This window comes from Pseudomonas sp. FP818, assembly GCF_030687335.1.
Classification (GTDB): domain Bacteria; phylum Pseudomonadota; class Gammaproteobacteria; order Pseudomonadales; family Pseudomonadaceae; genus Aquipseudomonas; species Aquipseudomonas shahriarae.
Genome location: NZ_CP117427.1, coordinates 5,781,022 through 5,794,190 on the forward strand (window position 1 = coordinate 5,781,022; position 13,169 = coordinate 5,794,190).

Here is a 13,169-nt window from a genome sequence, read left to right on the forward strand (position 1 = left end):
GGCTCCGATTGCTTCTTATTGGGCAGGGCTGGATGGGGAAACGCTGAGGTGCGCACGTACGGCGCGCACATCAAGGCTGATCTGGTATTCGCTGGCCTGGCGGGGTGGCACGCTGAGCACCGTGCGCCATTGCGCGCGGTCCAGCTCGCGATAGCCCACCAGCAGGCCGATCTGCCGGGTGGCCGGATCGAGGTCGCGCTGGATGCTCAATTGCTGGCCGGGCTGGACCACCACTTCATCCTGGTCCAGCAGGTCCAAACCGAGGGTCGGCTGGGCGCGATCTGCCAGGGCGAAATAGTCGGCACGGCTGAAGGCAGCGGCGTTTTTCAGCTCGAAAATCCGCACCCGTACCGGGGCTGGCTGGCCCGTGGTGCCGGGGTTGAGCCCAGCGATGGCATGGAAGTGCAACTCGACACGGGTGGTGTCGATTTGTGCCTCTGGCGCCTGGGGCGGCGCGGCATCCTTGGCACAGGCCGTCAGCAGCAACACGCTGGCGGCTGCGAGTAAAAACCTGAAAATCATCCTGCGTCCTCAATGACGTATGTGGCTGTCCGTTGTTCCGGTTTCAGCGCCGCTGTCGTGCGCTGTGTGCTTCATAGGCCCGGCTGAATTCACGGCCGAACAGGTCCTGGAAATCCTCCTGGGCCTCACGGGAAATACTGTTGTAGAGCTCAGTGAACTGTTGCCAGTACTGGGCCTGGCGCGAACCGTTGAACAGGCTCGACAGCCCGCCGGGCTTGCCCATGCGCTCTTCCAATTGGGCCGGCTCGAAGCGCGTCAACAGATGCTTGATGGCCGCTTCGACACCGGCCATCACCGCCAGTTGGTGCGCGCGCAGGTCGTCGAAACTGTCGCGCACGGCCAGGTCCGGCGCCATAAACGCTTGGTTGCCGTGGCGTAGCAGCAGCAGTAACGCTTCGTCGGCATTCGGGGCGAATTTCAACGGATTGTTTTCCACCGGCTGGATCGTCGTCTGCTGCATGCGGAACTCGCCCTTGAGGCTGCTGCGTGCGCGCAGTACGTCGATCAAGCCTTCGACCATCAGCCGGTAGCTGCGGCCGATGCTTTCCATCTGCGCCTCGGCCTGGGCCTTGTCCAGGCGCAGTTGATCGAGACCGGCACCACGCAGGAAGGCTTGCAGCAAATCGGGCTGGTTGGCGTCTGCCACAGGGCGCGCAGGCTCGAGCACAGGGGGCGCGAGGGGCGGCTCAGGCGGCGCGATGACAGGTGGTGGCGGGCTGATCGACGGCGTAGGTGTTTCGCCAAACAGATCCCAGTCTTCTGGAATCACCGACCCTGAGTGCAACGGCTGCTCGGGGGCGGGCACGGTAACCGCCACGGGCGGGCGGAAATCATGCTGCTCAGCCGGTACATGGTCAGGCTGGGTGGGCGGCGGTACGGCCGTCGGCGTGAGGAAATCAAACAGGTCCGGTAGCGTGTCCATTGACGACGCACCCTGGAACTGTGGGGCGATCACCGGGGTCGGCAGCGGCGTGACCACACCGGCACCCTGGCGCCCCATGAGGGCTTCGAAACTGTTGGAGCCGTCAGTGCCGAAAGGCTGGCTGTCGGTCACCTTCACCCCGGAATCAATCCGTGCCTGGATCTCGTAGTCGCCGATGCGGATCAATTCACCGTCTTGTAATGGCTCACTGTTTCCCCGGCGCAAACGAATGCCGGCGTTAACCAATTCCACACCATTAGTACTGTTATCGGTTAGATAGTAACGACCATCTTTGTATTGAATAACGCAATGTTGCGCGGAGACCAAACGTTCTGGATCAGGCAATATCCAGTCGTTTTCACTGGAGCGGCCAATTGCCATCACTCCATTATCCATGGACTTTTCCGGACATTGACCTGGGGTGATCTTGTGATAACTAGTAATAGTCAAACACAGTGACATCTTGCCTCCTTGCTGTACCTCACGCGCGGGCGGCCTAAGGGAAATACCTTCCCAAGCGCGCCCTGGCAAATCCTTTAAACCACGCCAAAAAGGCTGGCTTATCAGCATGATCGCCGATTTTAACCAGTCAATGTGACAAAAAGCGTCAGGGAATTCCTATTTTGACTCATAGGTCGCACAGGTTGTTAAACACCGCACATCTGTCACACAGGACGAATAGCTTACCTTGACAACGCATAACTACTACACCAAAAATGCACAACTTCTTGAAGATGAGTAGTGGCACACTGAAATCAGTGCGCTGACCTGACCAGGAAAACATGCCGATAAATTGCGCAACTAGCCGCGCAACTAACGCATGAATTGCCCAAGACTAAAGGGCCGATATGGAGATCGAATTTGGTGGATGTGCCGCTGCTGCTCACCGCTGTTTCCGCGACTTCGCCGTGTGGCGAAGACTTGGAATATGACGCGGATTTCCTGCACTTGGAACGTGCTGCCCAGGGTCAACCTGAGCGCAGCATGGGCGACGCCATTTTGCCCGCCGAGCCGCCAGACTGGCGCAGCATCCAGCAACAGTGCCTGGACTTGCTGCAGCGCAGCAAAGACCTGCGCATCACTCATTTTTTGCTGCAAAGCTCCCTCGCCCTGCAAGGTGTTGGCGGGCTGGCCAGCGTCCTGACCCTGATCAGTGAACTGCTCCAGCAGTACTGGGCCGATCTGCATCCACGCCTGGATGCCGATGACCACAACGACCCCACCGTACGCATCAACGCCCTCGCGGGAATGACCTGCGACACGAACATCCGCCTGCTGCGCGAAAGTGTCCTCACGCGCTCGCGGGCGTTTGGCCCCGTGAGCCTGCGTGGCGCCCTGAACGCCAGCGGCCTGCAAAGTTTCCCCGGCGAAACCCTTGGTACCGAGCAACTGGCCGGAGCCTTCCTCGACAGTGATCCAGAGCAGCTGCAAGCCACCCACGCAGCCCTCGTCGAGGCCCGTGCGGCCTGTGAAACCATTGAAAAACACGTCAGCGAGCAAGTCGGTTCCGCCCAGGGCGTAGACCTCGGCGCGCTGAAACACCTGCTCAAGCAGGCCCTGCAGATTTTCAGCCAGTTCGCTGCGCAGAGCGGCGACAGCCGTGAACCCGAAGTTGTCAGTGACGACAGCCACGCCTCGGTCGAACACGCCGCCGCCCCTGCCGCACCCCGCAATACTGGCGACATCGCCAGCCGCGATGAGGTGCTGCGCGACCTGGACCGAATCCTTGCGTACTACACCCGGCACGAGCCTTCCAGCCCGTTGCCGGTGCTGTTGAACCGGGCGAAAAATCTGGTGCACGCCGATTTCGCGACCATCGTGCGCAATCTGATTCCCGACGGCATGTCCCAATTTGAAAACCTGCGCGGCCCGGACGGCGAGTAAGCCGCCCGACTGAGCAGTAACAACACCGTCGCTCAAGCGACCAGGAGCAGCAACGTGGCGAAGCAAAGTTCTCAGAAATTCATCGCGCGCAACCGCGCGCCTCGAGTGCAGATCGAGTACGACGTCGAGCTTTACGGCGCCGAGAAAAAGGTCCAACTGCCCTTCGTGATGGGTGTGATGGCCGACCTCGCCGGCAAGCCCGCCGAGCCTCTGGCGCCGGTCGCTGATCGCAAGTTCCTTGAAGTGGACGTCGACAACTTCGACTCACGCCTCAAGGCCATGCAGCCGCGCGTAGCCTTCCACGTACCCAACGAGCTGACCGGCGAAGGCAACCTGAGCCTGGACATCACCTTTGAAAGCATGGACGACTTCAGCCCGGCTGCCGTGGCGCGCAAGGTCGACTCGCTGAACAAGCTGCTCGAAGCGCGTACCCAGCTGGCCAACCTGCTGACCTACATGGACGGCAAGACTGGCGCTGAAGAAATCATCATGAAGGCGATCAAGGACCCGGCACTGCTGCAGGCCCTTGCGAGCGCGCCAAAACCTGCTGGGGACCAGTAATCATGAGCGAGAATACCGCCCGCGAAGGCGCACAGAACCTGGGCGCCACCGAAGAAACCAGTGAGTTCGCCTCGCTGTTGCTGCAAGAATTCAAGCCCAAGACCGAGCGTGCCCGCGAAGCCGTCGAGACGGCCGTGCGCACCCTGGCCGAGCAGGCCCTGGCGCAAACCGACCTGGTCTCCAACGACGCGATCAAGTCGATCGAGTCGATCATCGCCGCCATCGACGCCAAGCTCACCGCCCAGGTCAACCAGGTGATTCATCACCCGGATTTCCAGCAGCTGGAAAGCGCCTGGCGTGGCCTGCACTACCTGGTCAACAACACCGAGAGCGACGAGCAGCTGAAGATTCGCGTGCTCAATATCTCCAAGACTGACCTGCACAAGACCCTGAAGAAATTCAAGGGCACCGCGTGGGACCAGAGCCCGATCTTCAAGAAGATGTACGAAGAAGAATACGGCCAGTTCGGCGGCGAACCTTACGGTTGCCTGGTGGGCGATTACTACTTCGACCAGTCGCCACCTGACGTGGAACTGTTGGGCGAGCTGTCGAAAGTCTGCGCCGCGATGCACTCACCGTTCATCGCAGCTGCATCGCCGACCGTGATGGGCATGGGCTCGTGGCAGGAACTGTCGAACCCGCGTGACCTGACCAAGATCTTCACCACCCCGGAATACGCCGGCTGGCGCTCGCTGCGCGAATCGGAAGACTCGCGCTACATCGGCCTGACCATGCCGCGTTTCCTGGCACGCCTGCCGTATGGCGCCAAGACTGACCCGGTGGAAGCCTTCGCCTTCGAAGAAAACACCGACGGCGCCGACAGCTCGAAGTACACCTGGGCCAACGCCGCGTACGCGATGGCGGTGAACATCAACCGTTCGTTCAAGCACTACGGCTGGTGCTCGCGCATCCGTGGCGTGGAATCTGGCGGTGAAGTGGAAAACCTGCCGGCCCACACCTTCCCCACCGATGACGGTGGTGTGGACATGAAGTGCCCGACCGAAATCGCCATCAGCGACCGCCGTGAAGCAGAGCTGGCGAAGAACGGTTTCATGCCACTGCTGCACAAGAAAAACACCGACTTCGCCGCGTTCATCGGCGCCCAGTCGTTGCAGAAACCGGCCGAATACGACGACCCAGACGCCACCGCCAACGCCAACCTGGCCGCGCGCCTGCCGTACCTGTTCGCCACCTGCCGTTTCGCCCACTACCTGAAGTGCATCGTGCGCGACAAGATCGGTTCCTTCAAAGAGAAGGACGAGATGCAGCGCTGGTTGCAGGACTGGATCCTCAACTACGTCGACGGCGATCCGGCGCACTCCACCGAAACCACCAAGGCCCAGCACCCATTGGCTGCGGCGGAAGTGATCGTGGAAGACGTCGAAGGCAACCCGGGGTACTACAACTCCAAGTTCTACCTGCGTCCGCACTACCAGCTCGAAGGGCTGACCGTGTCGCTGCGCCTGGTATCGAAACTGCCTTCGGCAAAAAGCGCGTAAGTCATTCGCTCGTTCCCACGCTCCGCGTGGGAATGCCGCCCGGGATGCTCGGCGTCCCGGTGACGCAGAGCGTCACAGGATGCGTTACCACGCAGAGCGTGGGAACGATCACCAAATCAAGTGGCCCGTGCCACACAGGGAGAAAACATGGCTGTTGATATTTTCATCAAGATCGGCGACATCAAGGGCGAGTCCATGGACAAGGCCCACAAGGACGAAATCGACGTGCTGAACTGGAGCTGGGGCATGGCCCAGTCCGGCAACATGCACGTTGGCAGTGGCGGCGGTGCGGGTAAGGTGAATATCCAGGACCTGTCGCTGACCAAGTACGTGGACAAGGCTTCGCCTAACCTGATGATGCATTGCGCCAGCGGCAAGCACATCGACAAGGTCAAGCTGACCGTGCGCAAGGCCGGCGGCGAAAGCCAGGTCGAGTACATGATCATCAACCTCGAAGAAGTACTGATCACCTCCCTGAGCACCGGCGGTTCGGGCAGCGATGATCGCCTGACCGAAAACGTCACCCTGAACTTTGCCCAGGTGATGGTCGACTACCAGCCGCAGAAAGCCGACGGCACCAAGGACGGCGGCCCGATCAAGTTCGGCTGGAATATCCGTTCCAACACCAAGCGTTGATACGAAGCCCCCCGGCGCCACACGCCGGGGGATTTTGGTGCTTGCTCGAATTTCGACCTTCCTCTTTTCGGTGTCTGAGTCATGGCCAAACCTTCGTTTATTAATTTGTGGGCAAACTACCCCACAACGCCAACACCCTGCGACGGCCCTTGGGACAATCAATGCGCCATCCGTATGAGCATCACGCTTAACGCCGAAAAAACCATCAAGGTAAACAAATCGACCTATAGCGAACCCAAGTGCGCGCATGACCACGCCCGAGGCGCGGAGTCATTGGCTAACTGGCTGTGGCGTCATCATCTCGGTCGCCCAACCATTCTTACGGGCAGCGCCGAGGACCGTCGTACGCTTTACCAAAAAACCGGGATTATTTTCTTCAAAGATTGTTTTGCCCGGATGGGACAATCTCTGGAAGCACGTACCGGCGACCATATTGACCTATGGAACCGAGGCTCAGTAACGGGTGACTTTGCCGACCAGGCGCACCGATCCCGACAGGTCTGGTTCTGGGAGTTGAAATGATCACACGCACCCTGCAATGCATACTGTCAATGAGCGTGCTGTTGAGCCTGAATGCCTGTGCGGAGCAAGCTGAACAAATCGACGCCACCCAATCCAACCCCGAGGTGGTGGTTGGAGGTCAACGACTGACCTTGGAAAGTCATGCACAACGCTGTGCATTGCGTAAGCCCGACCAGAGCCTGTTGACTCTGGATATGCCTTGGCCTTGCCATCTGAGCATCGACCGCAATGGCCAACCAAGGGTCGAGAGTTTTAACAATGCACAGATCATCATTGTGCAGCACTTTGCACCAGAACCTGCACCGAGCCAGGAGTGTCGCTCTCAGTATCAGGCCATCAGACATATTGAGGGTCGCTTGGAGGCGTCTATGGTTGCCGAAAGCGGTCATTGTTTGCTTGGTGCTATGGACCAGAAAAACTTCGTGGCATTTTTTACGTGGTAACCGAAATCGCCACCCGCGACCGCCTGCAACCGTCCCTGTTGGACCGGTTGACCGACGACGAGCCGAGCAATCCCAAGGAAAGCGCGGACAAGCGCGTGCTGTCCCTGACCCAGCTCAAAGCCTCGGTGCTGCGGGACTTGGCGTGGCTGCTCAATACCACGTCGCTGCTCAGCGCCGATGCCACGTTGCACACCCCGGCGGGGACGTCGGTGATTAATTACGGCCTGCCGGCGCTGGCGGGCAACAGCGCATCGAGTGTCGATATCAATGCTCTGGAAGCCCTGATCTACCAGGCGATTGCCACCTTCGAGCCGCGCATCCTGCGCCACACCCTGCGGGTCAAGGCGCGCGTGGCCCATGGCGAGATGAATCACAACGCCCTGAGTTTCGAGATCGAAGGCGACCTGTGGGCGCAGCCGGTGCCCTTGCGCCTGCTGCTGCAGACCGACCTGGACCTGGAGTCCGGCCATGTACGCGTGGTCAATGCCGACCAGCGGAGACGCCCATGAACCCGCGCCTGCTGGAGCTGTACAACCAGGAACTGCACCATGTGCGCGAGAGCGCTGCGGAGTTCGCCAAGGAATACCCGAAGATCGCCAGCCGGCTGACCCTGTCCGGCATGGACTGCGCCGACCCGTACGTCGAGCGTTTGCTCGAAGGCTTCGCTTATCTCACCGCCCGGGTGCAGCTCAAGCTCGATGCCGAGTACCCGACCTTCACCCACAATCTGCTGGAAATCGCCTACCCGCACTACCTGGCGCCGACCCCGTCGATGACCGTGGTGCAGCTGCAGGCCGATCCCGATGAGGGCTCCCTGGCCAGCGGCTTTCCACTGCCTCGCGACACCGTATTGCGTGCCGCCCTGGGCCGCGAAACCCAGACCTGCTGCGAGTACCGCACCGCGCACCCAGTGATGCTGTGGCCGTTGCAGGTCAGCCAGGCCGATTACTTCGGCAACCCGTCCGCCGTGCTCGGGCGCCTGGCCGCCAGCGAACCCAAGGCCAAGGCCGGTTTGCGCCTGACCTTGCGTACCGGCGCCGAGCTGCCCTTCAACAGCCTGGCCCTGGACAGCCTGCCGCTGTACCTGAGCGGCGCCGATGAGCAACCGTTCCGCCTCTACGAGCAGTTGCTCGGCAATGTTTGCGCGGTGTTTGCGCGCCAGCCCGGCGGTGACTGGGTGGAGCGTCTGCCACAGGACGCACTGCGTCCGCGCGGGTTCGACGACGCCGAGGCGGCGATGCCAGTGGTATCGCGGGCGTTCCAGGGTTATCGCCTGTTGCAGGAATACTTCGCCCTGCCCCATCGCTACCTGTTCGTCGAGTTCGCTGAACTGAGCCGCGCGGTACGACGCTGCGATGGCCAGGAGTTGGAGTTGATCGTGCTGTTCGACCGCCACGACCCGAGCCTGGAAGGCAGTGTGGGGGCCGCGCAATTCGTGCCGTTCTGCACCCCGGCGATCAACCTGTTCCCCAAGCGCGTGGACCGGATTCACCTGTCCGAACGGGTCAACGAGCACCATGTGATTGCCGACCGCACCCGGCCCATGGACTTCGAGATTCACTCCCTGAGCGGCATCACCGGCCATGGCACCGGGCCGGAACAAGCCTTTTTGCCGTTCTACGCCGTGCGCGATCCGTCGCGCTACGGCCGCGACCAGAGTTATTACAGCGTGCGCCGCGAGCCGCGCGTGCTATCCAGCGACCAGCGGCGCAATGGCCCGCGCTCCACGTATGTGGGCAGCGAGACCTTTGTCAGCCTGGTCGACAGTCAGCAGGCGCCCTACCGCCACGACCTGCGCCAACTGGGCGTGACCGCGCTGTGCACCAACCGCGACCTGCCGCTGTTCATGAGTGTGGGCAACGGCAAGACTGACTTCACCCTGTCCGACAGCGCCCCGGTGCTGGCCGTGCGCTGCGTCGCCGGACCCAGCCGTCCGCGCGCCAGCCACGCCCATGATGCCAAGGCCTGGCGGCTGATCAGCCAGTTGTCGCTCAACTACCTGTCCCTCAGCGAGGGCCAGGGCGCCGCCGCGTTGCGTGAACTGCTGCGCCTGTATGGCGACAGCAACGACGCCGCCCTGCAACTGCAGATCGAAGGCCTGCGCGAGGTCAGCAGCAAAGCGGTGACCCGCCGCCTGCCGATGCCCGGCCCGATCGTGTTTGGTCGTGGCCTGGAGATCACCCTGGAATTTGATGAAAACGCGTTTCGCGGCACCGGCGTGTTCCTGCTCGGTGCGGTACTGGAACGGTTCCTGGCGCGTTATGTGTCGATCAACAGTTTTACCGAGACGGTGATCCGTACCACCGAACGCGGCGAGATCATGCGATGGAAAGCCAAGCCCGGACGTCGTCCGACCCTGTGAGTACCCTGGAGGCGATGCACCAGGAGCCCTGGGAATATGACTTCTTCCAGGCGCTGCGCCGTATCGAGTGCGAATCGCCAGACTTGCCGCGCCTGGGCCATTCCCTGCGCCTGGCCGATGACCCGTTGCGCCTCGGACAACAGGCCGATTGCACCTTCGCCCCGGCCACCCTGGCGTCGGTAGCGCCCGGCGCCGACGGCACGCCTGCGCGCCTGGAGCAGTTCTTTTTTGGCCTCGGCGGCCCCAATGGTCCGCTGCCGCTGCACATCACCGAATACGTGCGCGAACGCCAGCGCAACAACGCCGACAGCACCAGCAAGCGCTTCCTGGATGTGTTCCACCACCGCCTGCTGACCCTGTTCTACCGGGCCTGGGCCGAAGCACGGCCGACCGTCAGCCATGATCGGCCCGACGATGATTACTGGTCCGCACGCCTCGCCGCCTTGAGTGGCCGGGGCATGCCCAGCCTGCTCGACCAGGGCCTGATCCCCGACACCGCAAAGCTGCATTACAGCGGCCACCTCTCGGCACAAACCCGCTACCCGGACGGCCTGAAGGCGATTCTCGGCGAGTATTTCGGCCTGCCGGTGGAGATTGAAGAGTACGTCGGCCAATGGCTGGAGCTGCCAGAGCGCAGCCGGGTCAGCGTCAGCGCCAATCAGTTGGGCGTGGACTTCTGCCTGGGCAGCCATGTGTGGGACCGCCAGCATAAATTTCGCATCCGCCTGGGCCCGCTCATGCTGGACGACTACATGGGCATGTTGCCCGGCAGCCAGCCGTTCAACGAACTTGTGGCCTGGGTTGCCGAGTACCTGGGCCATGAACTGGACTGGGACTTGAACCTGGTTCTGCAACAACCCGAAGTCCCGGCACTGCAACTCAACGGCCAGTTCCGCCTGGGCTTCAACACGTGGCTCGGCCAACCCGGGCACGACGCCAACGACCTAATCCTGGCCCGGCATTACGCCGATCAGGCCACCACCTCAAGGAATTCAGAGCATGGGTGAAATCAGTCGCGCCGCACTGTTCGGCAAACTCAACAGCGTGGCCTACAAAGCCATCGAAGCCGCCACGGTGTTCTGCAAATTGCGCGGTAACCCCTACGTGGAGCTGGCCCACTGGTTTCACCAGTTGCTGCAACTGCAGGACTCGGACCTGCATCGCATCATCCGCCAGTTCAACGTCGAGCCGGCGCGCCTGGCCCGCGACCTCACCGAAGCCCTGGACCGCCTGCCCCGTGGCTCGACCTCGATCACCGACCTGTCGTCCCACGTGGAAGAAGCAGTAGAGCGCGGCTGGGTGTACGGCAGCCTGATGTTTGGCGAAAGCCAGGTGCGTACCGGCTACCTGGTGCTGGGCATTCTGAAGACGCCGAGCCTGCGGCATGCGCTGCTGGGTTTGTCGGGGGAGTTCGACAAGATCAAGGCCGAGGCCCTGAGCGAGCGCTTTGATGAATATGTCGGTGATTCGCCGGAAAACGCCCTGAGCGCCAGTGACGGTTTCAACGCCGGTGCCGTGCCGGGCGAAGCCAGCGGCGCCATGGCGCCGAGTGCCATGGGCAAGCAGGAAGCTCTCAAGCGTTTCACCGTTGACCTCACCGAGCAGGCGCGCAGCGGCAAGCTCGACCCGATCGTGGGGCGTGACGAAGAAATTCGGCAACTGGTGGATATCCTGATGCGTCGACGCCAGAACAACCCGATCCTCACCGGTGAGGCCGGGGTGGGCAAGACGGCGGTGGTCGAAGGTTTTGCCCTGCGCATCGTCGCCGGCGACGTGCCGCCGGCGTTGAAGGACGTAGAACTGCGCAGCCTGGATGTGGGCCTGCTGCAAGCTGGCGCCAGCATGAAAGGCGAATTCGAACAGCGCCTGCGCCAGGTCATCGAAGACGTCCAGGCCTCGCCAAAACCGATCATCCTGTTTATCGACGAAGCCCACACCCTGGTCGGTGCCGGTGGCGCCGCCGGCACCGGTGATGCAGCCAACCTGCTCAAGCCGGCCCTGGCCCGTGGCACCTTGCGCACGGTGGCGGCCACCACCTGGGCCGAGTACAAGAAGCACATCGAGAAAGACCCGGCCCTGACCCGCCGCTTCCAGGTAGTGCAAGTGGCCGAGCCGTCGGAAGACAAGGCGCTGCTGATGATGCGCGGCGTGGCCTCGACCATGGAAAAACACCACCAGGTGCAGATCCTCGATGAAGCCCTGGAAGCCTCGGTGAAGCTGTCCCACCGCTATATCCCGGCACGCCAGTTGCCGGATAAATCGGTGAGCCTGCTGGACACCGCCTGCGCCCGCGTCGCCATCAGCCTCCACGCAGTGCCGGCCGAGGTGGACGACAGTCGCCGCCGTATCGAAGCCCTGGAAACCGAGCTGCAAATCATCGCCCGTGAGCATGCGATCGGCATCGCCATTGGTGCACGCCAGAGCAATAGCGAAGCCTTGCTGAGCGCCGAGCGCGAGCGCCTGGCAACGCTGGAAAGCCGCTGGGCCGACGAGAAAACCCTGGTGGACGAGCTGCTCGCCACCCGGGCGACCCTGCGCGAGAAGGCTGGCGCTGTCGACAGCGGCAACGACGAGTTGCGCGCACAACTGGTGGACCTGCAACAGCGCCTCAGCGCCCTGCAAGGCGAAACCCCGCTGATCCTGCCGACCGTGGATTACCAGGCCGTGGCCTCGGTGGTTGCCGACTGGACCGGCATCCCGGTGGGCCGTATGGCGCGCAATGAACTGGAGACGGTGCTCAACCTCGACCAGCACCTGAAGAAACGCATCATCGGCCAGGACCACGCGTTGCAGATGATCGCCAAGCGCATCCAGACCTCCCGCGCCGGCCTCGACAACCCGAGCAAGCCGATTGGCGTGTTCATGCTGGCCGGCACCTCCGGCGTGGGCAAGACCGAAACCGCCCTGGCCCTGGCCGAAGCCATGTACGGCGGCGAGCAGAACGTGATCACCATCAACATGAGCGAGTTCCAGGAAGCCCATACCGTGTCGACCCTCAAAGGTGCGCCACCGGGCTATATCGGTTATGGCGAAGGCGGCGTGCTGACCGAAGCCGTGCGGCGCAAACCCTACAGCGTGGTGCTGCTGGACGAAGTGGAAAAGGCTCACCCGGACGTGCATGAGATTTTCTTCCAGGTCTTCGACAAGGGCGTGATGGAGGACGGCGAAGGCCGGGTGATCGACTTCAAGAACACCTTGATCCTGCTGACCACCAACGCCGGCACCGAGCTGATTTCCCACGTCTGCAAAGACCCGGCAAACGTGCCCGACCCGGAGGACATCGCCAAGGCCCTGCGCCAGCCACTACTGGAAATCTTCCCGCCGGCCCTGCTCGGGCGCCTGGTGACGATTCCGTATTACCCACTCAGCGACGTGATGCTCAAGGCGATCACCCGCCTGCAACTGGACCGCATCAAGAAGCGTGTAGAGAACACCCACAAAGTCGCGTTCGACTACGACGACGCGGTGATCGACCTGATCGTCTCGCGCTGCACCGAAACCGAAAGCGGCGGGCGGATGATCGACACCATCCTCACCAACAGCCTGCTGCCGGACATGAGCCGCGAGTTCCTCACGCGCATGCTCGAAGGTAAGGCACTGGCGGGGGTGCGGATCGGCACGCGGGATAACGAATTGCACTACACCTTCAGCGACACCGAATAACCTGACGAAGTGCAATCCAAATGTGGGAGCGGGCTTGCTCGCGAATACGGTGAGTCAGTCGCCGGATGTATCAACTGATACACCGCATTCGCGAGCAAGCCCGCTCCCACATCGGATTCGGTTTCTTCAGTTATTAAGACACTTACGGGACAACC

At 61.9% G+C, this 13,169-nt stretch carries 12 protein-coding genes; 10 read left to right on the forward strand and 2 right to left on the reverse strand.

Going from position 1 to position 13,169, the window contains the following annotated elements; genetic code table 11:
* Positions 1-15: 15 nt before the first annotated feature.
* Together tssJ and tagH are read right to left on the reverse strand one after the other, a co-directional pair.
* A complete protein-coding gene (gene tssJ, locus PSH80_RS26485; RefSeq protein ID WP_057961020.1) occupies positions 16-522 on the reverse strand; it encodes a type VI secretion system lipoprotein TssJ in 507 nt (168 codons plus the stop codon).
* Between the two features lie 43 nt (positions 523-565).
* Positions 566-1,906 (reverse strand): type VI secretion system-associated FHA domain protein TagH, encoded by a 1,341-nt coding sequence (gene tagH / locus PSH80_RS26490; protein ID WP_128593296.1) that lies wholly within the window; start codon positions 1,904-1,906, stop codon positions 566-568.
* Between the two features lie 402 nt (positions 1,907-2,308).
* On the opposite strand from tagH, the gene tssA reads away from it, so the two are divergent.
* From tssA to tssH, 10 genes are all read left to right on the forward strand, one after another.
* Positions 2,309-3,328: a type VI secretion system protein TssA gene (gene tssA, locus PSH80_RS26495; RefSeq protein ID WP_057961042.1), complete on the forward strand. Its 1,020-nt coding sequence runs from the start codon at positions 2,309-2,311 to the stop codon at positions 3,326-3,328.
* 54 nt (positions 3,329-3,382) lie between these two features.
* Positions 3,383-3,889 (forward strand): type VI secretion system contractile sheath small subunit, encoded by a 507-nt coding sequence (gene tssB, locus PSH80_RS26500; RefSeq protein ID WP_010168268.1) that lies wholly within the window; start codon positions 3,383-3,385, stop codon positions 3,887-3,889.
* Positions 3,890-3,891: 2 nt separating this feature from the next.
* The gene (gene tssC, locus PSH80_RS26505; protein WP_057440528.1) at positions 3,892-5,388 is read left to right on the forward strand and encodes a type VI secretion system contractile sheath large subunit; all 1,497 of its coding nucleotides are present in this window, start codon (positions 3,892-3,894) and stop codon (positions 5,386-5,388) included.
* A 147-nt stretch (positions 5,389-5,535) separates the two neighbouring features.
* Complete coding sequence (locus PSH80_RS26510) at positions 5,536-6,024, forward strand: type VI secretion system tube protein Hcp (protein ID WP_029289879.1); 489 nt, start codon at positions 5,536-5,538, stop codon at positions 6,022-6,024.
* Between the two features lie 81 nt (positions 6,025-6,105).
* The gene (locus PSH80_RS26515; RefSeq protein ID WP_120734345.1) at positions 6,106-6,546 is read left to right on the forward strand and encodes a type VI secretion system amidase effector protein Tae4; all 441 of its coding nucleotides are present in this window, start codon (positions 6,106-6,108) and stop codon (positions 6,544-6,546) included.
* A complete protein-coding gene (locus PSH80_RS26520; RefSeq protein ID WP_057440530.1) occupies positions 6,543-6,989 on the forward strand; it encodes a hypothetical protein in 447 nt (148 codons plus the stop codon). Before PSH80_RS26515 ends, PSH80_RS26520 begins: the two co-directional genes overlap by 4 nt.
* Positions 6,983-7,498, forward strand: a complete 516-nt coding sequence (tssE, locus tag PSH80_RS26525) for a type VI secretion system baseplate subunit TssE (RefSeq protein WP_057440531.1) — start codon at positions 6,983-6,985, stop codon at positions 7,496-7,498. The genes PSH80_RS26520 and tssE overlap by 7 nt, the downstream gene beginning before the upstream one ends.
* The gene (gene tssF / locus PSH80_RS26530) at positions 7,495-9,351 is read left to right on the forward strand and encodes a type VI secretion system baseplate subunit TssF (RefSeq protein ID WP_057961025.1); all 1,857 of its coding nucleotides are present in this window, start codon (positions 7,495-7,497) and stop codon (positions 9,349-9,351) included. The genes tssE and tssF overlap by 4 nt, the downstream gene beginning before the upstream one ends.
* Positions 9,315-10,358 carry a type VI secretion system baseplate subunit TssG gene (tssG, locus tag PSH80_RS26535; RefSeq protein WP_057961026.1) on the forward strand — a complete coding sequence of 348 codons (1,044 nt, stop codon included), beginning with the start codon at positions 9,315-9,317 and terminating at the stop codon, positions 10,356-10,358. Before tssF ends, tssG begins: the two co-directional genes overlap by 37 nt.
* Positions 10,351-13,014 carry a type VI secretion system ATPase TssH gene (gene tssH, locus PSH80_RS26540; protein WP_057961027.1) on the forward strand — a complete coding sequence of 888 codons (2,664 nt, stop codon included), beginning with the start codon at positions 10,351-10,353 and terminating at the stop codon, positions 13,012-13,014. Before tssG ends, tssH begins: the two co-directional genes overlap by 8 nt.
* Positions 13,015-13,169: the final 155 nt, after the last annotated feature.